At 52.9% G+C, this 25,735-nt stretch carries 20 protein-coding genes; 14 read left to right on the top strand and 6 right to left on the bottom strand.

Annotation, left to right across the window (positions count from 1 at the left end):
* Positions 1–48 precede the first annotated feature (48 nt).
* Positions 49–1,035, top strand: coding sequence for a LacI family DNA-binding transcriptional regulator (locus tag AC27KL_RS13185; RefSeq protein ID WP_487169989.1), 987 nt, complete (start codon positions 49–51; stop codon positions 1,033–1,035).
* Between the two features lie 73 nt (positions 1,036–1,108).
* Here AC27KL_RS13185 and AC27KL_RS13180 read toward each other — a convergent pair whose 3' ends face one another.
* Positions 1,109–1,981: a TetR/AcrR family transcriptional regulator gene (locus tag AC27KL_RS13180; protein ID WP_487169988.1), complete on the bottom strand. Its 873-nt coding sequence runs from the start codon at positions 1,979–1,981 to the stop codon at positions 1,109–1,111.
* A 172-nt stretch (positions 1,982–2,153) separates the two neighbouring features.
* Between AC27KL_RS13180 and AC27KL_RS13175 the strand changes: the two genes are divergently transcribed.
* The gene (locus AC27KL_RS13175; RefSeq protein WP_487169987.1) at positions 2,154–2,867 is read left to right on the top strand and encodes an MBL fold metallo-hydrolase; all 714 of its coding nucleotides are present in this window, start codon (positions 2,154–2,156) and stop codon (positions 2,865–2,867) included.
* Positions 2,857–3,945, top strand: a complete 1,089-nt coding sequence (locus AC27KL_RS13170; protein WP_487169986.1) for an AbrB family transcriptional regulator — start codon at positions 2,857–2,859, stop codon at positions 3,943–3,945. Before AC27KL_RS13175 ends, AC27KL_RS13170 begins: the two co-directional genes overlap by 11 nt.
* 49 nt (positions 3,946–3,994) lie before the next feature.
* Here AC27KL_RS13170 and AC27KL_RS13165 read toward each other — a convergent pair whose 3' ends face one another.
* A complete protein-coding gene (locus tag AC27KL_RS13165) occupies positions 3,995–4,963 on the bottom strand; it encodes an MraY family glycosyltransferase (RefSeq protein WP_339325067.1) in 969 nt (322 codons plus the stop codon).
* Between the two features lie 211 nt (positions 4,964–5,174).
* On the opposite strand from AC27KL_RS13165, the gene AC27KL_RS13160 reads away from it, so the two are divergent.
* From AC27KL_RS13160 to AC27KL_RS13115, 10 genes are all read left to right on the top strand, one after another.
* Positions 5,175–6,623 (top strand): stalk domain-containing protein, encoded by a 1,449-nt coding sequence (locus tag AC27KL_RS13160; protein ID WP_487169985.1) that lies wholly within the window; start codon positions 5,175–5,177, stop codon positions 6,621–6,623.
* Between the two features lie 30 nt (positions 6,624–6,653).
* Positions 6,654–7,508, top strand: coding sequence for a phosphate ABC transporter substrate-binding protein (locus AC27KL_RS13155; protein WP_339323856.1), 855 nt, complete (start codon positions 6,654–6,656; stop codon positions 7,506–7,508).
* A gap of 93 nt (positions 7,509–7,601) precedes the next feature.
* A complete protein-coding gene (pstC, locus tag AC27KL_RS13150; RefSeq protein WP_445164746.1) occupies positions 7,602–8,552 on the top strand; it encodes a phosphate ABC transporter permease subunit PstC in 951 nt (316 codons plus the stop codon).
* Entirely contained in the window at positions 8,549–9,430 is an 882-nt protein-coding gene (gene pstA, locus AC27KL_RS13145) for a phosphate ABC transporter permease PstA (RefSeq protein WP_487169984.1), read from the top strand. The genes pstC and pstA overlap by 4 nt, the downstream gene beginning before the upstream one ends.
* Positions 9,431–9,686: 256 nt before the next feature.
* On the top strand, positions 9,687–10,322 hold the full coding sequence (locus AC27KL_RS13140; protein ID WP_487169983.1) for a phosphatase PAP2 family protein: 636 nt from the start codon (positions 9,687–9,689) through the stop codon (positions 10,320–10,322).
* Between the two features lie 152 nt (positions 10,323–10,474).
* Complete coding sequence (locus AC27KL_RS13135; protein ID WP_339323859.1) at positions 10,475–11,188, top strand: FadR/GntR family transcriptional regulator; 714 nt, start codon at positions 10,475–10,477, stop codon at positions 11,186–11,188.
* Positions 11,181–12,401: a CynX/NimT family MFS transporter gene (locus tag AC27KL_RS13130; RefSeq protein ID WP_339323860.1), complete on the top strand. Its 1,221-nt coding sequence runs from the start codon at positions 11,181–11,183 to the stop codon at positions 12,399–12,401. The genes AC27KL_RS13135 and AC27KL_RS13130 overlap by 8 nt, the downstream gene beginning before the upstream one ends.
* A gap of 165 nt (positions 12,402–12,566) precedes the next feature.
* Positions 12,567–13,448, top strand: coding sequence for an AraC family transcriptional regulator (locus AC27KL_RS13125; protein ID WP_487169982.1), 882 nt, complete (start codon positions 12,567–12,569; stop codon positions 13,446–13,448).
* Between the two features lie 392 nt (positions 13,449–13,840).
* Positions 13,841–15,586 (top strand): ABC transporter ATP-binding protein, encoded by a 1,746-nt coding sequence (locus AC27KL_RS13120; RefSeq protein ID WP_487169981.1) that lies wholly within the window; start codon positions 13,841–13,843, stop codon positions 15,584–15,586.
* Positions 15,579–17,396 (top strand): ABC transporter ATP-binding protein, encoded by a 1,818-nt coding sequence (locus tag AC27KL_RS13115; RefSeq protein ID WP_487169980.1) that lies wholly within the window; start codon positions 15,579–15,581, stop codon positions 17,394–17,396. The genes AC27KL_RS13120 and AC27KL_RS13115 overlap by 8 nt, the downstream gene beginning before the upstream one ends.
* Positions 17,397–17,541: 145 nt before the next feature.
* On the opposite strand, the gene AC27KL_RS13110 is transcribed toward AC27KL_RS13115, so the two are convergent.
* Together AC27KL_RS13110 and galU are read right to left on the bottom strand one after the other, a co-directional pair.
* Positions 17,542–18,666 (bottom strand): glycosyltransferase family 8 protein, encoded by a 1,125-nt coding sequence (locus AC27KL_RS13110; RefSeq protein ID WP_487169979.1) that lies wholly within the window; start codon positions 18,664–18,666, stop codon positions 17,542–17,544.
* A gap of 53 nt (positions 18,667–18,719) precedes the next feature.
* Positions 18,720–19,598, bottom strand: a complete 879-nt coding sequence (galU, locus tag AC27KL_RS13105; RefSeq protein ID WP_487169978.1) for a UTP--glucose-1-phosphate uridylyltransferase GalU — start codon at positions 19,596–19,598, stop codon at positions 18,720–18,722.
* 1,762 nt (positions 19,599–21,360) lie between these two features.
* Here galU and AC27KL_RS13100 point away from each other — a divergent pair.
* The gene (locus tag AC27KL_RS13100) at positions 21,361–21,954 is read left to right on the top strand and encodes a JAB domain-containing protein (RefSeq protein ID WP_406879776.1); all 594 of its coding nucleotides are present in this window, start codon (positions 21,361–21,363) and stop codon (positions 21,952–21,954) included.
* A 334-nt stretch (positions 21,955–22,288) separates the two neighbouring features.
* Here AC27KL_RS13100 and AC27KL_RS13095 read toward each other — a convergent pair whose 3' ends face one another.
* Together AC27KL_RS13095 and AC27KL_RS13090 are read right to left on the bottom strand one after the other, a co-directional pair.
* Positions 22,289–23,326, bottom strand: coding sequence for a hypothetical protein (locus AC27KL_RS13095; protein WP_406879775.1), 1,038 nt, complete (start codon positions 23,324–23,326; stop codon positions 22,289–22,291).
* A gap of 71 nt (positions 23,327–23,397) precedes the next feature.
* The gene (locus AC27KL_RS13090) at positions 23,398–25,728 is read right to left on the bottom strand and encodes a fibronectin type III domain-containing protein (protein WP_487169977.1); all 2,331 of its coding nucleotides are present in this window, start codon (positions 25,726–25,728) and stop codon (positions 23,398–23,400) included.
* Positions 25,729–25,735 lie beyond the last annotated feature (7 nt).

The following is a 25,735-nucleotide window of genomic DNA, read 5'->3' as shown; positions in this document are numbered from 1 at the left end:
CTCGCCTGCAAAATTCCCCGGCGAACAACGATAAGGAGCGAGGACAAATTGGTAAGTATAAAGGATATCGCTAAAAAAGCCGGAGTCTCCATTTCGACGGTATCTTATGCCCTGAACGGCAGCAGCAAGGTGACGGACGAAACCAGCTCGAAAATACTGGCAATCGCCAAAGAGCTGAACTATGTTCCGAACGCCGCTGCCAGAACGCTGAAAAAACGGGAGACGAAAATTCTCGGCGTATTCCTGACGGACTTTAAAGGGGATGTGTACGGGGAACTGCTGGACGGCATGAAGGAGGTCTGCAACTCGCAGGGTTACGACCTCATCGTCTGCAGCGGCAAGCAGTCCCACCGCATGCTGCCTGAGCGCTTGATCGACGGCGCGGTCATACTGGACCATACGTTCTCCAGCGAGGAACTGCTGAAGTACGCGGACCGCAACCATAAAATCGTCGTGCTCGACCGCGAGCTGGATCATCCGAACATCAATCAGGTTTTGCTCGACAATAAGGCCGGGGCGACCTTGGCCACCGAATATTTGGTGGAGCAAGGCCATAAAAAGATCTATATCGTATCCGGTCCCGAAGGGTCCTTCGACTCGATCCAGCGCATGAAAGCCGTCAAAATGGTTGCGGACCGGCGCAGCGACATCGAATGGATCGAAATTCAAGGCGACTTCAAAAAAAGCGGGGGAGAAAAGGCCGCCGAACAAATCATGCGGGAGTATACGGAACCCGTCGCGGTGTTTTGCCTGAACGACGAGATGGCGATCGGCCTGTGCAACCGGCTGGCCGATACGGAGTTCCGGATCGGCGAGCAGATCCATTTGATCGGTTTCGATAATATCGAGCTGACCCGGTATATGCAGCCGCGGCTGGCCACCATCGACTATTCCAAACGGAAATGGGGGGCGCTCGCGTCGGAGCAGCTCATCAAAATCATTTCCGGCGAAAAAGTCGAGCATGAGCGCATCTACGTAACGCTCATCCAAGGCGAATCCGTGGGGAAGCCTTCCGTAAAAGGCGCATCCCGTTAACATTAAAATGACCCGAATCGAGGCAAACCGTCCATGGTCCTCGTATTCGGGTCATTTTGCTATGGCTGTTCGTTCAAAACATAAAGCTGAGCTGTTTGGCATAGGCGCCGACGGCGGGATTATTTTCGAGAAAAGAGACATACACGTGGAGCAGCGTAGGATTGGGGTCCGGCCGCTCGAACTCCTGCTTGAGCAACCGGATCACGTCCTGCAGCTCCTTTCGCTGGTGTTCGGCCATCGGGAGCTCGTCCAATTGGTCCTTCAACGAATCCAAAAATTCCTGGACGTATTCCTGCACCGCGGCAGGGTCGGCCGGATGAAGTTCGTTCACGTAAACGCTGTGCTCGTCCATCACCGGAGCGGCGTCTTCTTCGAGCATGTCGCGTACGACGGCATCCATTCGCTGCTGTATAAAACGTGCAAGCTCCGAAAGCGGCTGCCGGACGACCTTTTGTTTGGCATAAGCCAGATACTCCCTCAGCATGCCCCTGAAAATGGTAACGACATCCCATATATGCTTCCCGATTTTTTCGCCGTAGGCCTCAACAAAAAAGTCGCGGTGCAGGTTGAGCAGCATCGTTCTTTTCTTTTTCCATGCAAGGATGAAATGCTCATGATCCTTCACGGGCAATTCCTTGAATTCGCTCGTAAAATAATAGTTTTCAAGCATGTAGCGCAGCTGAAATTCGATTTTCCGCCGCAGTTGTTCCTTCGGATCGGGGCAAGGCTCAAGATCCAGTTCCTTCGCCTTGGCGAACATGGTCTGATGGCAGGCCTCGAATACCGCGGTAAACAGATCCTCTTTCGAGGGAAACAGCTTATAGATGCTGCCTTTGGCCATGCCGCAAGCTTCCGCGATGTCCTTCATCGAAGCCGCGACGTAACCTTTTTCCTTGAATATTTCCATGGCTGTATTCACAATTTGCTGTCGTTTCAATATCTCCATGACGCCCACCTCATTTTGTATTTTGACATGACGGCAGAAGAAGGTCAATGATAGCGATTGACGGATAGAACCCAAGAGTCATATAATGGACTCATGGGTTTTTAATATTATTGGGGAGGTGAACCAAAGCGATTCGCTTTGGACGTCAATGAAAATAGCTGCACGATTAACGATGTTGGACCTATCGGACGAAAGCGCCGGCATGGTATTCCATCCGGTGGTGATCGGGGAAGACGGCGAATGGGTGTTGGTGGATACCGGGCTCCCGGGGCACTACGAGGCGATCAAGGAGCTTGTAAGGCAGGAAGGCTACACGTCGCCGGCGCCGGCCGCCGTCGTGTTGACGCATCAGGATCTTGATCATGTCGGTTCGCTGCCGCAATTTATCGCGGCTTCCGGCGAAACATTGAAAGTATACGCCCACGAGGAAGACCGTCCGTATATCGACGGCGAGCTTCCTTTGCTCAAGATGCGTCCCGGGATGGAGGAAATGCTTCAAAAAATGCTGTCGGAACAGACGTATACCGATTTTCGGCGGGCGTTTTCCCGGGAAACTCCTGCCCACGTGACGCATACTTTCGTGGAAGGCGACGTGCTGCCGTTCGGCGGAGGCCTGACGGTCGTTCATACGCCCGGGCATACGCCGGGCCATACCAGCCTGTACCACGCGAACAGCAAAACGCTGATTGCGGGCGATGCACTCATCGTTCATAACGGCGAGCTTCACGGTCCGGTGCCGCAGGCCACCCCGGATATGGATACGGCGCTGAAGTCGGTTCGTAAATTCAAGGATTATGATATTGAAACCGTGATTTGTTATCATGGCGGGGTATTTAAAGGGGATGTCCAAAAACGGATCGATGAGCTGACCGCCCATGTCCGCTAACGGGTTCCGCCTGCTCTATACATTGGTGCTTGGCATTATTGGCGGATTTGCGTTCAAGTGGATCCACATGCCCGTCCCGTGGTTGCTCGGCCCGATGATCGTGACGCTGATCGCATCCAAAGCGATACGGAGGATCAAGCCGGTATGCCCGACCGCCGTCCGCAATAGCGGCATGATCATCGTCGGCTACACGATCGGGCTGGCGTTTACGGCGGAGACGCTGCGTCAGATCGGACGGCAGCTGCCGTCCATGGTTCTGCTGACGGTCCTGCTGCTCTTAGGCAGCCTCGCCATTGCGGCGCTTGTGTCGAAACTGTCCGGCGTACCGTTTCCGACGGTGCTGATGGGCAGCATTCCGGGCGGCTTGACGCAAATGGTTTCGCTGGCGGACGACATCGAAGGCATCGACATTACGGTCGTCACTTTTTTGCAGGTGTCGCGCCTGATGATGATTATCTTTTTTGTGCCGCTGCTGGTGTTCAGCCCATTTTTTGGGGGAACCGGCGGTCGCGAAACGGCTGCCGCGACGCATGCCGCCTCCTCTGCAGGGTGGGACGGACTGTTTCCGCACGTGATCGGTTTTGCGGTGTTATGCACGCTTTTTGCCGTGGTCGGGCAGCGGATCAAATTTCCGACGGCTTATCTGCTCGGCCCGATGATCGCAACCGTCCTGCTGCAATTATCGGGGTATGCCGGACATGCGCTCCCCGCCGTCGTCCTGAACGCCTCGCAGCTGGTCATCGGCGTGTACGTCGGGATGCTGCTCAAACCGGAGCAGCTCGGGAACAAGCTGCGGATCATCGTTCTCGCGGCGTTCAGCGGGGTGCTGCTGATCCTTTGCTCCATCGGCCTGAGCCTGCTGTTTACCCGGCTTCATGACGTCTCGATCGTCACCGCCTTTTTGGGCCTTGCCCCGGGCGGAATGGATCAAATGGGCATCATCGGCAAAGAGGCCGGAGCCGATCTGTCGGTTGTCATTTGCTATCAGCTGTTCAGGACATTGTTTATCTTCCTGGCGGTTCCGCCGCTGCTGAAGGCGATTTTTCGGTCGATGCTGCGCAAGCGGTCGCCTGCGTAACACGAAAAAAAGCTCCATGCCTGTTTGCAGGCATGGAGCTTTTGGCTGTTTACGAAGATTTGCTCAGCAGCATTAAAATGATGGACGAAAGCGACAGGCAGGCGCTGATCAAATAGATGAACAAGACGGCCTGCTTCGGGCTCAGCCCCCAGGACAACAGCCGGTAGTGAATCTGGCTTCGGTCGGCCTTGTATACCGGTTTTCCGTTCAAATAACGTTTGATGATCACGTAAATGTTGTCGAAGATCGGCACGCCGAGCGCCAGCACCGGAACCAGGATCGAGATGACGGTAACCTGCTTGAAGGCTCCGTCCAGCGCGATGATGCCGAGCATGAACCCGATAAACGTGGCACCTGCGTCCCCCATGTAAATTTTGGCCGGCGGTTTGTTGTACTTCAAGTAGCCGAGCGCCACCCCCACGAGGATGATCGCCATGATCGCCGACTGCGTCTGACCTTTGGAAATCGCGACGATAAACAAGGTCAGCGCGGAAATGCCGGCTACGCCTCCCGACAACCCGTCCAGTCCGTCCATAAAGTTGATGACGGTCGTGACGCCGAAAATCCAAAGGATGGTCAGGATGAACTGGAGCCACTCAGGGAATACGATCATATGCCCGGCAAACGGAATTGTCACCCCGACGAAGGAGATGCCGGAGAAGTAGACGATCACGGCCGCTCCCACCTGCACCACCGTTTTCGGCAGCGCCGGAAAGTCTTTGCCGCGCGTTTTGTACCAGTCGTCCACCATGCCGATGCCGAGGATGAGGAGCGAACCGGCGATGATGCCGGCCATTTCCGCATCCCAATGACGGCTCAGGATGAGGTACGGAATCATGAATCCCAGGAAAATGGCGATACTCGCCAAATGGGGGACAGGTTCTTTATGGATTTTCCGGCTTGTCGGCCTGTCAACGAAATCGACCCGGATGGCCAGCTTTCTCAGGGGAGGAATCAATGCCAGCACGATGACAAGCGATAAAATAAATGCGATTACATACACGTTTTTGGCCTCCATCACTTCAGTTAACAATGGGTTAACACAAAAAGTCCCATCATTAGCCATGTTTCTTGGAAAAGCTTTATTTTTAACTAGGATAATACCTATTTTTCCAAATGACAACGGTAAATATTTTATGTTTCCATAACATACCAATCAAACCAATCTAACAAATCTATATGAAAATAGACCTAGATTCATCGAAGCGAAGAAAAAAGAGAAGAAAAGGGTGAGCGATTTGAAAACCAATAAAATGCTGCAGACCATTGCCGCAGCGGCTTTCGTGACGGCCGCGCTGTCGGCGGGAGCGCCGGAGGCCAAAGCATTGCGGGCGCAGGACCAAAGCACTGCATCCCAAGTCTCACCGGCCAAATTCGCGGTAGCGAGCGAAAGCATCCGCGTCAACGGCCAAAACATGACCGTCTCCATGCTGAAAGCCGGAAACGGGAAACTGATCGCGCTGGGCGATCTGGCTAAAATGTACGGCGCGGCCGCAACTTCCGCCAAGGGCCTCATCACGGTAAAGACCGGCAAAAACGGGCATACCCTGCAGCTGCAATCGGGTTCCAAGACCTTCAAGCTTGACGGCGAAGCACGGACCTTTACGGCCGCTCCCGTCATTCAGGACAATCGTGCTTTCGTTGAGCTGAACCCCGTCGTAGCCGCTCTGGGAGGCGAAGTCATCGCTGGCGGGGATACGCTGCAAATCCTGACGGCGGGGAGAATCGAGGGAAGTTTCGCTTCCGTTTCTTTCGACGCCAATGGCCGACTCGTCGCCTTGAAGGAGGATGCCGATCCGGCCCAATTGTACAGCCTCAGCTCCGATTACAGCTCACGTTTATTATTTTCAAATCCGAACGCGTCGAATATGACAATTTCTCCGAACGGCGACCTCGCCGCATACACGGACGAAACCGGACAGCTGTACCTCGTCAGCCTGAACGGCGGAGAGCCGTACAAGCTGGGGGCGGACACCTCCGTGAAGACGGATCTGGCCTGGACGGCCGACGGCAAAAAAATCTATTTCATTCAGGGGGACAAACAGGAAAAAATCTCGTGCGTCTCCGTGGACACGGGTCAAATCACCGAAATTTTGGCCGACAAGGTCGAAAATAAATCCGAGGTCCGCGTTTCGGCCGACGAGAAGAAAATCGCCTATATCGTCACCGAGACTGGCGTTGCGCAAAACGACAAAGAGAGCACGGAAGATTCCCTCAAAATCGATTATTCCGGCGCCGGGGAGCAAATCTATACGTTGGATCTCGGCGTGAAGGACGCCAAACCCGCAGCGCTGACGGCCTCCGGGGACAACAAACTGTATCCCGCCTTCCTGGGCAATGGCAGCGTGGCGTATTTGAGCGCCGATCCGGAACAAGCGAATGCCAAAGGAACGATCAAAGCCGTTTCCGCAAGCGGCGGTACCCGGGATTTGATCGCGGACGCGGACTTCTTGCTCAGCGCTTCGAGCCCAAGCGGCCATTTGGCTGCCGCCGGCGTGGCTGCCGACGGAAGCTGCAAGGTCTACGCCCTGGTATCAGGCGTCAAAACCGAAGTGTACGCCACCAAGGCGGACGTTACCGGCCTGGCCATTTCGGAAGACGGCACCCGCGTGGCCGTCGTCGCGGACGGCAAAGTGATCTTGGTTCAAAACGGAAGAACCGACCAGCTTACCAAATAATTTGCTTCATATCGAGAGGAGATTATACGTATGAAATGGTTCAAAAAAATGTCGCTTCTGGCCGCAGCCTCGCTTGTGGCGGTATCCACCCTCGTCGGCTCCGCTTCGGCGGCTTCGGGATTGTCGGGCAAAATTACGATCAACGGTTCGACGGCGCTTCTTCCTTTGACGCTGCAAGCAGCCAAGGAATTTCAAAAGCTGAACCCTAAAGTCAAAATCGCCGCTTCCGGCAAAGGCTCCGTGACCGGACCTCAGGCCGTGAAAAAAGGCATCGCCGACATCGGCGCCTGCGATTGGGACGCCAGCATGGACGTCCCCGGTTTCAAAGCATTTGACGGCCAAGTCGCCAACAAAGTTGCAGTCATTCCGTTCGCAACGATCGTGAACAAAAACGTAAAGGTCAATAACCTGACGACCGAGCAGCTGAAAGGCATTTATTCCGGCAAAATCACCAACTGGAAGGAAGTCGGCGGAGACAATGCGGACATCGTCGTCATCACCCGCGCTTTCGGCTCCGGCACTCGCGTCAACTACCAGGCCAAAGCGCTGGGAGGCGGCGACATCGTGAAAAAGGACAAAAACTACAAGGAAGTCGGCTCCAGCGGCGACATGAAAACGGCCGTGGCGACGACGCCGAACGCCATCGGCTACATCGACCTGGTATACGTGAACAGTGACGTAAAAGCCGTCAGCTTCAACGGCGTGGCCCCGACGACCGACAACGTCATCAACGGCACGTACAAAATTTGGGCGTACGGTTATTACATGACCAAAGGACAGCCGACAGGCGCGACGAAAGCGTTCATCGAATACGTGCAAAGCGCGAAGTTTCAGCAGGGATCGCTCAAAAAGCTGAAATTCATTCCGATTTCGGCGATGCGCTAATACCGTCAGCGGTACGTGATTGATGCCTTAACAAGGAATATCGAGCGGCCAGCCCTGATCACGGGGCTGGCCGCTTTATGGGAGGAAACCTGAGTGAGCACCTCTGCCCGGCCAATGATGCCCGATAAATCGGGTTCGCTCGCGAAGCCGGCGGACGGACGGTTCGGCCGTTACGTTCGCGCCCGTTTCGCGGATCGGTTGTTTAAGTATTATTTCCTGTTCAGCATTTTGGCCCTTTGCTTCGTGCTCGGGCTCGTCATCTTTTTTATCGGCAAAACGGCGTTGTTGACCTTCGCCCATATTTCCCTGGCCGACTTTTTCCTGTCGTTCGATTGGACGCCGGAAAACGACAGCTTCGGGGCGGCCGGCATCATCGTCAATACGTTATCTTTGACGGCGCTGACGTTGGCCATGGCGGTGCCGGTTGCGGTCGGCATGGCCGTGCTGATCGCCGAAATCGCTCCGAAATGGCTGCGGAACATGATGCGTCCGGTGCTGGATCTGCTGGTCGGCATTCCGTCCATCGTCTACGGCTATCTCGGCCTCACGGTATTGATTCCGGTCCTGCGCCGGATGAGCGGGGAAAATTTGGGCGACGGGCTGCTTGCCGCGGCTCTGGTGCTTGCGCTGATGGTGCTTCCGACCATTTGCCGGATCAGCGACGAAGCGATTTCGATGGTGCCGAAGAAGTACCGCGAAGCGGCGTATGCGCTTGGATCGACGCGCCTGCAGGTGACGATGAGGGTCGTGATTCCGGCGGCGGGGCGGGGAATCGTCGCGGCCGTGATTATGGGGATGACCCGGGCGATCGGGGAAACGATGGCGGTCGTCATGGTCATCGGGAATACCGCGCAGCTTGCCACGACGTTATTCACTCCGGCATCCGTCCTGACGAGCAACATCGTCATGCAAATCTCCAACGTCGAATTCGATTCGACCTGGAACTACGCGCTTCATATGATGGCTTTGCTGCTGCTGGCCATTTCGTTCCTGCTCATCCTGTTGATCCGTTATCTTGGACGGAAGGGAAGTGACCAAACATGACGCCAACGGCCCAAAGCCGCAAAATGCAAAGGTCGCTTGCGTATAACAAGCTCGCCACGGCCGCCTTTTATGGATTGGGGGCGCTCGTGCTGCTGCTGATATTCTGGCTGTTGCTTACGATTCTCGGCAAAGGGCTCCCCGGCCTGACGCTGGATTTTTTGACGAAAGTGCCGGAGGATATCGACCCGGGGGGCGGCATCGGCCCGGTGTTGTTCAACTCCTTCTACATTTTGTTTTTGTCGCTGGTCATTTCGATTCCCATCGGGGTCGGAGCCGGCATTTACATGGCCGAATACGCGCCCGAAAACAAGCTGACCGAGGTGCTCCGCATCTGCGTGGAGAGCTTGTCATCCGTTCCGTCGATCGTTTTCGGCATGCTCGGTCTCGCGATTTTTGCCGAGTATTTCCAGATCGGCTTGACGATCCTGGGCGGGGCGGTCAGTCTTGCCTTCCTCAATTTGCCCATGCTGGCCAGGGTGACCGAAGAAGCGGTCCGCGCCGTGCCCCATGACGTTAAAAATGCTTCCTATGCGCTCGGAATGACCCGGTTCCAATGCATCCGCACCGTCGTGCTGCCGATCGCGCTGCAGGGCATCATAACGGGCATCTGCCTGGTGGCAGGCCGCGCCTTCGGCGAATCGGCCGTCATTCTGCTCACGGCGGGTCTCAGCACGTCGGGCGAAATGTGGGATTTCAACCTGTTTGCGCCCGGCGAAACGCTTGCCGTCCATCTGTGGTACGTGCAGTCGGAAGCGATCGTGGAAGATGCCGCATCGATCGCGCAGCGGTCCGCGGCCGTGCTGGTCGTCGTCGTTTTGCTCATCAACCTGCTTTTCCGCATTCCGCTGTGGATCAACAACCGCAAACTAAAACGTTAGGAAGCATTCAGGAAGCCTTCGTGCCTGTAAGGTACGGGGGCTTTTTTTTGCGTTTTGCGCGCGATAATCATTCGGAACCGCCGAAAAGCACGAAAACTTCACGAAATATCTACATTTATCGGTGTTGAATGATGGCGGATGGCGGAGTACAATGAATCAGTGAGTTTTGGATAAAAGCGGTTGTCCGATGACCCGATTTCGAAATTGGAAAGGTATTGATCCCATGTCTTGGCTAAAAAACAGGATCCCTAGGCCGATGCAACGCTGGGCTCCTCTTTTATTGATGCTTGTTTTTCCCGTGCTCGGGAGCCTTTATCAACTGGTAAACCAGCCGACGGACAACGTCTATTCGCTTGTCACGCCATTGGACCAGGCAACGCCGTTCATTAAATATTTTGCTCTCCCGTACGGAGTCTGGATTTTTTACATCTATGTGTGCATCGTGTATTTCTTTTTCAAGGACCGGCCGTCGTTCTACCGTTCCATCTTGTTGTACACGGTCTGCGCCCTTACGTGTTACGTCATTTATCTGGTGTTTCAAACGACCGTGCCGCGGCCCGTCGTCGTCGGGGACGATCCGTTTGCGATGCTGATGCGGTTCATTTACAAACGGGACCAACCGTTTAACTGTTTTCCGAGCATTCACTGCTTCTCCAGCTACATGGTGATGCGGATGATATGGCAAAGCCCGGCGCGCAACCGCAAAAACGCCGCTTTGATCACCGGCATGTCGCTGCTTATTATTTTATCGACCTTGTTTATCAAACAACACGTCATCATGGACGTCATCGGCGCGATCGCTCTTGTCGAAATTTACAATTTCCTGTTCATCAAGCTTCCTGCCCTGCATAAAAACAAAGTGGCGGCGGAACGCCGAGAATTGCAGGCATAATAGGATCCATTTCTTTGAAAAAGGCTGCTTTGAAAAGCGGTCTTTTTTTTTGTTGTTTACATCGGATTTTCGAAATTTTTTCTGAAAGATAGCATGGATATGAAAATAGTGTTATAATCGAACCAAACATCCGATGTTTGGAGGAATTGCCGATGACACTTCAACGCCCGACGAAACAAACGTTGGTCGAACAAATCGCCGCCCAGCTCGAGCGGCTTATCGAAGACGGGACATGGCCGGTCGGCGAACGCATTCCCGCGGAACCCGAGCTCGTCAAGGAGCTTGGCGTCAGCCGGAACACGATCCGCGAAGCGATTCACGCGCTGATCCATGCGGGCATGCTCCGGACAAGGCAGGGGGATGGAACCTATGTGTGCTCTGCCAGCAGCTTGGCGCCGGCATTGACGCGGAGATTGGAACGGTCGAAGCTGAGCGAAACGCTCGAAGTCCGGTCGGCTTTGGAGCAGGAGGGAGCGCGATTGGCGGCGCTCCGGCGTACGCCCGAGGATATCGTCCGAATCCGTTCGGCTTATGAGGCATGCATCCGTGCGGAAGCTGCCGGGGATATCGAAGGTTACATCCGGGCGGATTACGAATTTCACAAAGAGATGATCGCGGCCGCGCATAATTCGATTTTGAGCGACCTGTACGATTCCATCAGCGAATCCGTCCGGCAGGTGGTGAGTTACGGCAGCAGCCACCTGTGTTTGTTGGAGCTTCATTCGGAGCTGAACGCCCGGCTGATCGAAGCCATCGTCGCGCAGGACGAAAGCCGATCGGCGGAGGCTGTCCGCGACTATCTTGACGCTTCGCGCACCGTATTGCTAAAAGAGATACAAGGGGGAAACAAAACACATCATGAATAACGCAACCGAAACGAAATTTCAACAAAACACCGATCCTGCCGCATCCACCGGCGTGAAGGCGGCGGTGCTGCTGCTGGGGATCGTCATGATCGCCACGACGCTCCGGTCCCCGATCACGGCGGTGGGACCGCTGATCGAAACGATCCGCAGCGATATGGGCATGTCCCACACGCTTGCCGGATTGCTGACCACGTTTCCGCTTCTGGCCTTTGCGGTCATTTCTCCGCTCGCACCCAAAATATCGCGCAGCTGGGGGATGGAGCGGACGTTGTTTCTCGGCGTTTTCGCCGTGACTGCGGGCGTGTTATTACGCTTTATCCCGTCGCTGGCCGCGTTGTTTGCGGGGACCATTTTGCTTGGCGTCGGCATCGCGCTCAGCAACGTGCTGCTTCCAAGCTTGATCAAACGGGACTTCCCGCTGCGGACGGGCGTCATGACGGGGATTTATTCGGTATCGATGAACATTTTTGCGGCGGTGGCTTCGGGGATCAGCGTCCCGGTCGCTTCCCATCTGCATTCGGGGTGGCGGGGATCGCTTGTCATGTGGGGCATCTTTTCGGCCATCGCGATGCTGGTCTGGCTGCCGCAGCTGCGCTCCCGCCATCAGGCGGGCGAGGCGCAGGTTTCGGGCAAAAGCGGCGTTTGGGGCTCCAAGCTCGCTTGGCAGGTCACGATCGTCATGGGACTGCAATCTTTCGTATTTTATTCCGTGGTCGCCTGGCTGCCCGAAATTTTGACCGAACGCGGCATGAGTCCTTCGACGGCAGGCTGGATGCTGTCCCTGTTGCAGTTGTTCAGCGTGCCGGTTACGTTTATCGTGCCCGTGCTGGCAGCCAAATTCAAGAACCAGCGTTTGCTTGTCTTTCTTACGTTCCTATGCTTCATGATCGGATTCTCGCTGCTTATGACCGGCGTCGCGGCGCTGGTGCCTGCCGCCGTCATTCCGATCGGCATGGCGACGGGGTCCGCTTTTGGCCTGGCCACGATGTTTTTCGTGCTTCGCACGCATCATTCGCAGCAGGCTGCCGAGCTGTCCGGAATGGCGCAATCGATCGGCTATTTATTGGCCGCGGTCGGCCCGCTGCTGTTCGGATTCGTCCACGACGTAACCGGAAGCTGGACGGTAGCCATCATCTTGCTGATGGCGGCCGGCATCATCTATATGCTTGCGGGTTGGGGAGCCGGAAGCAATCGTTATATCGGAGATAAATAATGAACGACGGCAGCCCGGAAGAGTAACATCTTCATAAGGGCTGCCGTTTATTTTAGAGACAAACGCGGGTCTCGGCTGACCAGGAGCCCCTGCAAAACGGTGCATGGATTGTCGGATGCCCGTTTCTTGATCCTGTTAGTATGAGATTAAAGGAGGTCATAACCAATGGATATGCTGCAAAACTTGAACCGGGCGCTCCGGTACATCGAAGAGAACCTGGACGGCGACATCGACTATCAAGAGGCGGCGCAGCTGGCGTTGTGCTCGGAATATCATTTTAAAAGAATGTTTTCGTTCCTGGCCGGCATTTCGTTGTCCGAATACATTCGGCGCAGGCGCCTGACTTTGGCCGCGATCGAACTGGCCGCCGGAACAATGAAGGTGATCGATGCCGCCGTCAAATACGGGTATCATTCGCCGGATTCGTTCGCCAGGGCGTTCCAGCAGCTGCATGGAATCGCCCCGTCGGAGGCGCGAAAGCAAGGGCGTCCGCTGAAAGCATTTCCACCCATGACCTTCCGTTTATCCATTGAAGGGGGAGAAGAAATGAACTATCGTTTAGAGGAAAAAGAGGCATTTCGCATCGTGGGGCTCAAAAAAAGGGTCCCGATCAAGTTCAGCGGCGTCAATCCGGAAATCGCCTCCATGTGGGCCAGCCTGGACGAAACGACGATTACCCTGCTGAAAAAGCTGTCTAACGTTGAACCTCGAGGGCTGATCAGCGCGTCCGCGAATTTTTCGGAGGGCCGCATGGAAGAGCAGGGCGAGCTTGATCATTACATCGGGGCGGCCACAACCGCCGAATGCCCTGAGCATCTGTCGATGCTGGAGGTGCCGGCCATGACGTGGGCCGTGTTCGAAGCGGTCGGTCCTTTTCCCGAAACGCTGCAATCGGTATGGGGGCGGATTTATTCCGAATGGTTCCCGTCTTCGGGGTATGAAGCCGTTGAAGGCCCGGAACTGCTGTGGAACGAAAGCAAGGACACTTCCTCGCCGGCATTCCGGAGCGAAATCTGGATTCCCGTCGCCAAAAAAACGGCGGTGTGATCCCCCGAGCGTCACCTTGAAACCTTGTGATGGATGAAAAAAAAGGACTTCCCCTGCATGGAAGGGATGGGCATGCGCCCGCATTCCTTTCCTGCGGAGCGCGGGTCCTTTTTTGTTTATTCGTCGCCGCTATCCTATTTGAGTCGCACACGAATCCGGGCTGCGGCCGTATGCAAGCGGTGCCCTCGATTCCTCTTTCTAAGAACATTCGCGAATAGAGCGTTTTCATAAGCCGTAAATTTTTTTTTGCCGCGAAAAAACCGAGCCGCCTCAACGGTTTGCGGCCGCGTCACCGGCTTGGCGGCGGCCCGGATTTTTTTAATTGTGCTATATTTTAGGTGAAGAATCGATAAGGGAACATAACACATCCAGCATGAGGAGGGACGATCATTTTGAAAAACTTTGAACTTCTCACCCGCTATCTGAAGGAAAACAAGCTGCTCTACTTGACCGCCGTGCTTCTGATCATTTTATCCAACGTAGACCAGTCCTTGCTTCCCCAGATGCTGGGAAAGGTAACGGATGGGCTGAAGGACGGGACGCTGGGACGGGACGGAATCATTCAGTACAGCCTGATCCTGCTGGCCATCGCGGTATCCTACGGGGTGATGTTCGGGCTGGGGCAGTATACGATCATGAGGCTCGGACGGCGGTTCGAGTTTTTGACCCGCGGACGCATTTTTGCCCAGTTTTCCAGGTTGAGCGAAGATTTTTTCTCCAGGCAGGGAACCGGGAAGCTGCTCAGTTACGTGATGAACGACGTCACCTCGGTGCGCGAGGCGATCTCCTTCGGCGTGACGCAAACGACCAACGCGGTGTTTATGGTGATTTCCTGCGTGGCGATGATGCTCATTACGGGCATTCCGATCACGTTGATCCTGGTCAGCGTCGGTCCGCTGGTGGCGATCCCGTTTCTGGTCATCTATTTCGGCCCGCGAATCCGGGAACGGTCGATGAAGGTTCAGGAAAATCTGGCGACGATGACCGAATCGGCCGATGAGCAGATCGGCGGAATCCGGGTCACGAAAACGTTCGCCATTGAGGAGACCGCCCAGCGGAGATTTGACGGCACCGTGGACGGCGTCCGGGAAGCGCAGCTGCGCTTGGTGCGGATGTCTTCGTTGTTTCAGGCGATATTGCCGTTTCTCGGGGCATTGTCCCTGGTCGTGTCGCTGCTGGTCGGCGGTTACATGACGATTCGGCATCAGCTGTCCCTCGGCAGCTTCGTGGCGTTGACGTTTTATTTAAGGATGCTGATGGGACCGCTCCAGCAGATCGGCAACGTCATTAATATGATGCAGCGTTCGGGCGCGTCGCTGGAACGGGTGAACCGCCTGCTGGCGGAGGTGCCGAGCGTCCGGGACCATGATTCGGCGATCGAGCTCAGCTCCATCGGCGATATCGAAATCAGCCATTTGGATTTTGCGTATCCCGGCGCTTCGGACAAGGCGCTGAAGGATGTCAGCTTTACGATTCCCAAAGGACGCACGATCGGCCTGATCGGACGGACCGGCAGCGGCAAGTCCACCCTCGCCAAGCTGCTGCTTCGGATCTACGAACCTCCCGCAGGCAGCATCCGCGTGAGCGGCGAGGACATCAGGGAAGTATCCCTGGACACGCTCCGGCGCAAGATCGGCTATGTCCCGCAGGACGGCTTTTTGTTCAGCACCGACATCGCGGACAACATCGCGTTCAGCGACCGCTCGGCGAATATGCAGCAAATCCGCAGCGCAGCGGATCAGGCTTTGCTGCTGGACAGCGTGAACACATTCAAGGAGGGTTTCCAGACCAAACTGGGCGAACGGGGGTTGACCCTTTCGGGCGGACAAAGGCAGCGGGCCAGCCTGGCGCGGGGCCTGATGAAAAAGCCGGAGCTGCTTATTCTCGACGACAGCATGAGCGCGGTGGATACGCTCACCGAGTCGGGGATTTTGAGGAATTTGATCCGGGAACGGCGGGGGAAAACGACCCTGATCATCGCCCACCGGATCAGCAGCGTGCAGCACGCGGACGAAATTATCGTACTGGACGAGGGGCGCATCGTGCAGCGCGGCAGCCATGAGCAGCTGATGGCCCGCCGCGACGGATTGTACGCCTCCTTGTACCGGATGCAGCAGGAGGGATTGCAGCATGCCTAATTCTTCGGCGGCCGCGACGGCCGGCAGAACGACGTCCCATGAACAGAAAGGAAAGTCGCTGGATGCGTTTAAACATGTCTTCAAATATGCGGGGCCGCATAAGCTGACGTTTGCCGCCATTTTCGTTTGCGCCCTGCTCGGGATTTCGGCGGATTTGGTGCAGCCGTATCTCGTCAAAATCGTCATTGACGACCATTTGGCCAAAGGCCAGGCGGAATTCGGATACATCGCGATGATGGCCGGCATATACCTGGGAATCTCGATCGTCAGCTTTTTGTTTTCCTATTTGCAAAACAACCTGCTGCAGTTTGCGGGACAAAGCATCGTGGCGAAACTCCGGAAAGATTTGTTCCATCATATCTCCAAAATGTCGATGTCGTATTTCGATAAGGTCCACCGCGGCAGTCTGGTCACGAACGTATCCAGCGATACGGAGACGATCAGCCAATTTTTCACGCAGGTGCTTCTCAGCCTGATCCGCGACGGCATGACGCTTGTCCTCATCGTTTACTTCATGTTCCGCCTCGACGCGACGCTGGCATGGTATTCGCTGACGATCCTTCCGGTCATCGGCCTCGTGGCCTTCCTGTTCCGGCGCCATCTCCGCGAAGCTTACCAGGTGACCCGCAGCCGCCTGTCGCGGCTGATCGGCTTTATCGCCGAAAACCTGTCCGGCATGGGGCTGATCCAGGCCTTCCGGCAGGAAGAGGAGCAGACGCGCCGGTTCGATGAGCATAATCAGAGCTATTGGGAAGGCAATATGCGGGAGGTGCGGGCCAACGTCCTTTTTAACCGAACCTTCGATATTTTGGGCAACCTGGCTTTGGTGCTGGTCGTCTGGCTCGGCGGCATGGCCGTGTTCGACCATGCGGTCGAGGTGGGCGTTTTATACGCTTTTACAAGCTATATCCGCCAGTTTTTCCAGCCGATCAACCAGATTACGATGCAATGGAACACGTTTCAATCGACGATGGTGTCCATGGACCGGATTTGGAAAATATTCAGCACCGAGCCGGAGGTCAAAGATCCGCGGCCCGAACGCAAAGCGGAATTGAAGGCCGATACGGCGCTCGGCAAGGTGGATTTTAACCATGTGACTTTCGGATATAACCCGGCGGACCCGGTGATTCCCGACTTGGATCTTCATTTGACCGCAGGCGAGATGGTCGGCATCGTCGGAACGACGGGGGCCGGCAAAAGCACGCTGATCAGCCTGCTGAACCGTTTTTACGACGTCAACCGGGGCAGCATCCGGATCGACGGCGTCGATATCCGCGACATCCCGCAGCGGCAGCTGCACCGTCTGGTCGGTTTGATCCAGCAGGAGCCGTTTCTGTTTTCGGGCAGCGTGCTGGATAACGTAAGGCTTTTCCAAGAAGACATCACCCGGGAGCAGGTCATGGAGGCCTGCCGGCAGGTCGGCGTTCACGACATGATCATGCGGATGCCCCAAGGTTACGATTCGAAGCTGTCCGAAAGGGGAAGCGGGTTGTCGGCCGGCGAGCGGCAGCTGATCTCCTTTGCCCGGATCATGGTTTTTGAGCCGAAAATTCTCATTCTGGACGAAGCCACGGCGCATCTGGATTCCCAGACCGAACAGCTGGTGCAAAACGCCCTGCAAACCGTATCCGAAGGCCGGACGACGCTGATTATCGCGCACCGGTTATCGACGGTCATGCACGCCGACCGCATCCTGGTCATGAAAAACGGCCGGGCGGTGGAGGAGGGCACGCATGATGAGCTGATCGCCATGCACGGCTATTACGAGCAGCTGTACCATCACGCAAGGCAGGCGTCGGAGGAGGAATGATGCGGGACTCTTTCGTTTTTCCTTCAAAAAAAGAAGCCGTTTCCGGCACGACCGGAAGCGGCTTTTATGTTGGATCGGGCCCGGTCAGCAGCTTTAGGGAAGGATTGTATGCATCACTGCTTCCGGCCTTTGACCCGGATGTTCGTTACCTCAAGACCAGGAATGGCGGGGCAGGCATTTTGGAAGACCAAAGGATATGGTTTGGGCCCTGTTTTTTGCTTCGAATACGCCCGTGGTAGATCCGGGGAGCCATTGCCGTTCTTTTCGATTTTCGTCGTGTACCCGGAGCCTGGGCATTCAAGGAAAAGCGTATCGTTTTGAGACGTTTCGTTCCCGCAGGTTTGATTTTTCTTGCCCGTTTGGTTCTTTGCATCGGCCGGCGTCTTTCCAAACGCTTCTTCCGGTTTCTGGGTTTTGCCAAGTCATATCTTCCATGGGCGCCAACCCTTCTTTTTTTGATTGTTCTAGGTGTAGCCGGCGGGACAACCGGCGTTTTCCAAGGGGTCAGACCGAGGAGTTCCTGATACAGGCCATATCCTTCGGACAGGGGATCCCACATTTTTGTATCGCCGGCGAAGTGGACAATTTTGTTGTTTAAGTCCTGCCCGCTGCCCGGGAGAAAGAACGAGTTAAATCGCTCATCCAGCAGGAGGGAATTTCCTCCGAACACATGATTCAATGCATCCTGATCCGGCATGGTCGTTCCGGGATAGCTCCGCCAAAAATGTAACGTCTCTTCATACCAGTTCATTTTTTGGCGTATATTGTTCAGCGCAAATACAAGGACCCCGGAATTAAAATAGGTTTCCGGATTTAGCCCATAGGTCATGACGAGTCCTGCAATGCCCAGGATCCCCTGGTCGCGGACCGCCGCCAAATAATAGCCGTTCAAATCGATATTCCACAGTTCCGCAATGTCCATATTCACTAAAACATCGCAGTCCAGGTAAATAACCTTATCCGCTTGGATCAAGGACGGCAACAGCAGCCGGTACAAGCTTCCCCATGTCCAGCGGTCCAGCGAACCTGTTCCCGATAATGCCTCAGCCATTTCCGGAGGAATAGTCACCGGATAAAATTGGATATTGTTGTTGAATCCGGAAACCAACTCCGTCAGCCGGTTCTTGTTTTCTTCCGTTAAGGTCTCGTCATGGAGGATATGAACGTTGACCGGAGAACCCGTATGGCGGAAAACCGATGCGAGAACCACGCCGGCATGCTCCGAGTAGCTTCCATCTTTATCGTTAAAAGCTAAAGCCAATTCGATCATCTGGTCCCTCACCTCTCCCTAAATCATTTTTAAGCAGTGCTTTTCGCAGGCGTTTATTCCGGATGGTTGTCTTTCAAAAGCCGGGTGATTTCGTCCTGAAGGTCATGCTTCAGGTTTTCCCGTTGTCCCGTCATGTTCAATATCGCTTTTAAATAACCAAGCGGATCCCCTACGTCATGCCAACGGCCGTCGATTTCGCAGGTGTATAAAGCCTCCTTGGCCAACAGCCGGTTTAAAGCGTCGGTGAGCTGGATTTCGCCTCCGACTCCCGGCGCCTGATTCTCCAAAACATGAAAGATGGATGGGGTTAAAATATACCGGCCGACAATGGCCAGCCGCGAGGGCGTAGTACCTGCCGGAGGCTTTTCGACTAACCGGTTCACGTAAGCGAACGACTCGATCAACGGCTTGGCATCCGCGATTCCGTAGCTCGAAACCTTGTCTGCCGCCACGGTCTGCACCCCCAAAATCGAGGTTTGAAACCTTTCAAATCCTTTGATGAGCTGTTTTAAGGCCGGGGGCTCCGCCTCGAAGAAGGTATCTCCGAGCATAACGGCAAAAGGCTCATCTCCGACAAATTTTCTGCCGACGCTTATGGCATGCCCAAGTCCTTTGCGTTCCGATTGGCGGATATAGTGAATGTCTGCTTTCCCCATGAATTCCCTTACCTTGCGAAGGTCCTCGAATTTTCCTTTTTGCTCCAAATAATATTCGAGCTCATGGGCAAAGTCGAAATGATCTTCAATGACCTTCTTTCCTTTTCCGGTGACGACCAAAATTTCCTCAATTCCGGAAGCGGCGGCTTCTTCGATGATAAATTGGATGGTGGGTTTATCGATGATCGGAAGCATTTCCTTGGGAATTGCTTTTGTGGCCGGAAGAAACCGCGTTCCAAAACCTGCTGCCGGAATGATCGCTTTGCGTATCTTCAAGCGGTCCTCCTCCTTTGACGCAGTGATATTTGATCCATTATATTCTCAAAGGCACTTAGAATAATGGACACTTGTCTAGTTGTGCAAATAATATTGAATGGCGCGTCCTTTTCAATGAAAAAAGCCACTCCAATGAGTGGCGTAGTAACGACTCCGACCAACCTAATTCGAATCCTTCAGAAATTAAAAAAGCCACTCCAATGAGTGGCGTGTAACGACTCTGACGAACCTGGTTCGAATCCTTCGGAAATGAAAAAAAGCCACTCCAATGAGTGGCGTAGTAACGACTCCGACGAACCCGGGTTCGAATCCTTCGGAAATGAAAAAAAGCCACTCCAATGAGTGTTTTTGTTTCGGAGCTGAGGGATGAATCTTGCAAGTGAGGCGGGTCCCGCACTGGGAGCGGGGCCTGACCGTATAAGGGAGGAACGGAGAGCACCACGGAGTTGCTATTTTTCGTTAGGGGTAGAACGTGTCGCAGATAAGCATCGATAGAATGACGTCGGTAAACAAGCATTTTAGCAGATAAGGGTAGGCAGACAAGCGTCGCCGGGCACTTCATGGAGAACTTCATCATCCTCTGAGATGTCTACGGAGGCACAAACAAGATTTGATCACTGCGCGTAAGCTGTTCTCAAATTCTAACGGTTGTGACAGCGCCTATGTGGCTTCAAATGGTTCTCTGTAAGTTCTAACGGTTACCAATGAGCTTATTTGGAAAATTACCGTATGAAACTCGGCCCAAATGCCCAAATAACGTCAACCAGAACCGTTAAAAGATCATAACCTCCATATTCCCGGCATTAACCGCTGTGGCAATCGTTAGAAATTTACTTCCCTACTTTGATTTGCCTCCTCACCTCGACTACATCTCCTCGCGTCCAATTGTACCCTCGATTCCCTAATCTCCTCACATTCAATTTTTCTCTATGGTCCTCATATCTCTTTGCGTTCAATGGTCTTTTTAGGACTGTCAATAGTAAATCAGACAACTTTTTTAAAGGGCTTTGCTTTGGCTTTTTAGCAACTGCAAAGAAAAAAAGAGAAACCCAGCGTCTCCAAGACATGGGTTTCTCGACAATCTGAGCTGTCGAGAACTTTCTCGACAGCCTGAGCCACTCCAATGAGTGGCTCTTTGTACGTCCCGGGCTGGGATGCAGCCCACCGGGCTGACTGCGAAGCGGAAGCTTGCGAAGATGACGCTCCGACGAACCTGGTTCGAATCCCCCGGAAATTACAAAAAGCCACTCTAACGAGTGGCTCTTTGTACGTCCCAGGAGGGATGCAGCCCACCGAGCTGACTGCGAAGCGGAAGCTTGCGAAGATGACGCTCCGACGAACCTGGTTCGAATCCCCCGGAAATTAAAAAAGCCACTTCAATGAGTGGCTTTGTACGTCCCAGGAGGGATTCGAACCCCCGACCGACGGCTTAGAAGGCTGACTGTCGAAAAGACTGCCTTTTTAACTTGAGAACATGGGGATAATTCTCCGAGAACCCGTACCAGACTTTCTGAGGGATAGTGGGGATGAACGGGAGAGACTTGTTTAGCTCTCACTTCCAAGTCTCTGCTGTCCGTTTGCTGTCCACGGGCTGTTCAACGGCTGTCTCCGAGTACCTTCCAAGCCCAGCAAGCCTTTGTCGGTGTCTTCCTCTCTCAGTTTTGGTAAGTCGAACTTGGAACAAACGTCTCGGGGGCAAGGTAATTGTGCAAAGAGTATACGTATGTTAGAATCCAGGCAGAAAACTCAAAGGAGACCGTGTATGCTAAACTTACAAAGCCACCAAGGACTATCTCAGATGCTCAGTCACGCGCTTTCGCTAAACAAGACGTCTGTAGACAAACTGTTCGAACTGTACCCGACTGCCGAAGATATTCTTGAAACAACCCCTTCGTGTCTCGCCAAGTATTCTGGTCTATCCATCCACCAGATTAAAAGTATCAAATCCCTATTGCACTTTATGACCGCTCCACAACGCACACCCAAACTAATTCGTACACCTGAACATGTAGCCGAACTACTCCGTAGCAAATTTGCATTCCGCAACCAAGAACTTTTCTACTGCCTTTACCTGAACGTCAAGAATCGACTCATTGCTTGCAAACAAATCAGTCTTGGCACTCTTAATGCCGCAGTCGTCCATCCACGAGAGGTTTTCCGTCCTGCTATACTCTATGCCGCCGCTAGCGTTATATGTGCCCACAACCATCCAAGCGGCAACCCAACACCTAGCGAAGAAGATATTGCTGTAACTCAGCGACTCCAACAAACTGGAACTATCATCGGCATCGACCTACTCGACCACATCATATTCGGCAACAACAACTATATCTCACTCAAACAACAAGGCTATTAACTAACTTTTTATGCCTATATGCGTCGCTGTGTCACCCATCCTTACAAAATCTTTCTTTGGCCCATTTATACCTTAACTAGAACCAAGTCACAAGCCCACTCAAACCGTAAAACAAGGTACACAGCGATTCGCACATACTCATACATACTTGTCACTAGTCAAGCCAGCCACAAAATATTCCCACATAATCTATAACTGAACACACCTACATCCTGCTATTACTTTTAATATATATCCGCATCATTCTGACCATGTTTCTCTTCTAGCCGTACAAGATGTTTCAAACTCCGACTGTCTATGTCATTTAGTCTAAAGCCCTGAATTTACCCTCAAGTTATTCTCCACTCGCATTTCGTCTAGCGTCTAACTTCTCTTGCAGTCTTGCCGCTCTCCGTTCCTCTTGCGGGATATATTCATTCCATGGCCGGACCTTGCTAATCCAAGGGTTTGCATATGTGTAAAGATTAAGCCTTCCACCTTTCAGAGCATCCAGCCAGCTATTGGTCCCGATCAGCAAGGGTCTTTCCTCATGATTCCATTCCAAGATTGTCAAATCTTTTAAAGCATACTTGGTATCCGTTCCATCGTTAGACAACCAGATCGGGGCATAGGGTCCTTGTTCTGACAGTTGCTCAAAGGTTGTAGCCACCACCAAGACCGGATTCACATGCCCAACAAACTCGTCTACGAGTATTGCCAGAGTATTCTGGAGGAATTGCTCTCCACGAAGTGTCACAAAGGCAATGGTGAGCCAGTCCGTAGTTGAACGATAGAAGCCCATAAGTACACTCACACGGCTTTTCTGTACTTTCATCTTCCATTCAGATGCTGTTTGCCTAGATGCATCAATCTCAACGTTTAGGCATCCGATTCGACCTTCGCACACATACTCCAAATACAAATCAGGATTATAGAATGGCACAATCGTTTCAACAAAGCCATTGTCCATGCTCTTGGGATACAGTGTTTTAGTCAAAGTCGGACCAATCCAAGTGATCAAGCCAGTCTCGTCTGGGACGGTTTGCTCCACCATACTCATTGCAAAGAGAGTCCCATGTAAATCGTGATGTAACTTCTGCTTGTGTTCTCTAGAAGGGTGTCCAGTACCGTAATGAATAGGCAAAGTTTCTTTCAGAAGTTTTTCCAAGTAGGCGATTCCATCAGTGACTAAATGCCAATAAACACGGGATTGATATCGATAACTTTTAACATAACTGGATTCTTCCAAGGCTTTCATATACCTCGACACAACATCACTGTTCATATGGAGCAATCGAGCCATGTCCTTGGTGTGTAGACAATCATATTGGTACAACACGTAGAGGAACGGCAATTGATTATGTGGTGAATAATAATGTCTGGATAGATTCATGGGTTGTCCTCCAATCTTTAAAGTAATAGAAAGAGGGAGGCCCGATTGAACCTCCCCCTGTGTTGCTTTTATTAACCTCCTGTTCCGATGTTTCCATAACGGCTCCAGAGCATCTTGAAACTGATGGTGGCTGGACTAGCTGTTCCAGAAAGAGAACGTCCATCAGAACCAATGGAGTAGCTGGATGCTTCCATCGAAATCCATTCATCTTTCCAAGCGTCTTCGATCTTTTGATAAGTTGGATTAAATCCTTTGTCAATCAAGAGCGTAGGCGCAATCTCGATCATGGTTGGATAATAGTATGTGAATTTGTATGGGCTCGGGTTTCTGGGGTGTGAGCCTCTACATTCGCCGGATTCTACGTCAGTGACTTTGGCTACCCCAGTTTTGCCCCATTTTGTCGTAATGGCAACCGTTTTACCCATTGGGTTGGAGGTTGTAGACCCAAGACCCATAGGTCCAGCCATTGGGTACTTAACCGTGCAGCTGTCTGTGGCAGTACGGGTTACGGATACATACCCGCCAACACATTTACCCTTGGAGTCTGTGGACTTACAGCTATCCCACTCGCTATCCGTATAGGAAAAGTCCCATGTGTAAGTTGCTGTTCCAATGTTCGGTATTGCATACATACCAATTTTTTCGCCGAAATATGGAGTGTAGGTGTTAGCTAAACTCGTATTGGACTTGATGGCCGAATAGTCGTTGACTGTCTTCGGATAAGCCGTGGAGCTTGGATTGGATTGTTTCACAGCCCCAATTTCACGGATTAGACCAATCTCTTTCCAGCCGCTACCAGAACCGCCCGGACTAGGTGGCGTAGTTACACCATCCGCTGGTGGAGGAGTAACCGTATCATCTGGCAGGGTAGTGAACGAACCTTCCTCGATGCCACCACTTTGCCCTTCCGGGTTAAACGCCTCCAGCTTACAGTTATATGTCGTGTTTGGCGCCAATCCAGTGAGTGCCCACTCGGCGTTTTTACCAGTGTTTCTCATGGTGTTGGTATCCGTACAGGTGAGTTCGTAATGATCGACGGTTTCTTCTGGCAACGGATTCCAATAGGCAATAGACGAAGTTTTAGTAATATCCTTGAAGTAGATTGGCGGGGTCTTGAATGTCCCAGCGGAAAGGAGCCAAACAGCTTTGTTATTTTCCCACAATAATTCATCTGGTGACTTCTTGCTGTTGATTGATACGGTAAGGTAGACCTGTTCACCTAAAGCTAACTTTTCCCATGCGGTTTCTGGAATCGGTATGCTCTTGGTAGTTTCTGCATAGTCCCCGAAGATTCCAACCATGAGTGTCTTAGCTTCTTGTGTATAAGCATGGTCTAGAATAGCCCTTGGTGTGGTGTTGACTACTTTAGCGATTCTCTCGGCATCTTTACAAATATTACTTGCGGTGACTGGGGTTAAAAGATCAGCTTTGATCGATGTGATGGCTGGATATTTCTTGGCTCCAGTTGAAGCATATCCGTCAAAGGCTTCTGCAGGAAGTGTCTTGTCTGCTTCAAGTAATCTTGTTCCATCGGCATCTTCTGAGAACTTGTACTTGAGATCAGCTGTTTGTCTGTATTGGAAGTTGCTCCAAATATTGATGTTAACGGAGTGATTCGCTTCGTTCACTTGCGCATCAAAAGGGTTGATTGCCATGTCCCCAATCAGTGTTTCTGTAGGCGAAACGTAGAAGGTGTCGTACCAATCAGTTGAACCTCTGGTATGCCACCCGGTGACTGTACCGGGGAACAAGGGGCCAGGCTGTTGTTGCCATACAAAGAACTGGTCGATATATTCATTCCAGGGTTTAGGGAACTTAGTCCAATTGCCCGCTTTATTGACTGTATTCTTGGTGTACTTGTCATAGATGCCTTTGAGCCACTCAGCACGCTGTTCTAAAGTTGTCTTCCTTACCCATTCGGCTTGCTTATTCGGGTAAGAACTATTAAGTGATTTCTCCCAAGGATTCTTGATCCAGTCACGGATGCTGACATCCGTTGTAGCCAAGGCATCTGGTGGGAAGTCTTTGTTAAAGTAAGCATTCTTGCCAGAACCATAACCCAAGTAGCGATACTGTTTAGTGGCTGAATTATACTCTTGATCGTAGTCAGGGTCTTTTTGAATGTCATCTGGCCCACCGTATACAACCAATTTCTCTTGGTCAAGTTTCTTCCAATCCAAAGGATACGTAGCATCACTTCCACGAGAGCCGATAGTGATCGTTGATTCCAAACCCATTCTCGTAAGTTCTTCTTTAATACTTGGTAGAAAGATCGATGTGCAGGCGGTGAGGGAAGGATCTAACGGCTTTGCTACCGTTTCTTGAGGCTTTGTTCCCAATCCAGCCACAACAATTCCAGATACCAAAGAAGCAGATAAAGCAAGTGAAATAATCTTTTTCACAAGTATC

The organism is Paenibacillus sp. YAE3 (assembly GCF_057546105.1).
Note: the sequence above shows the minus strand (reverse complement) of the source record. Positions and strands in the feature narration are given on the sequence as shown.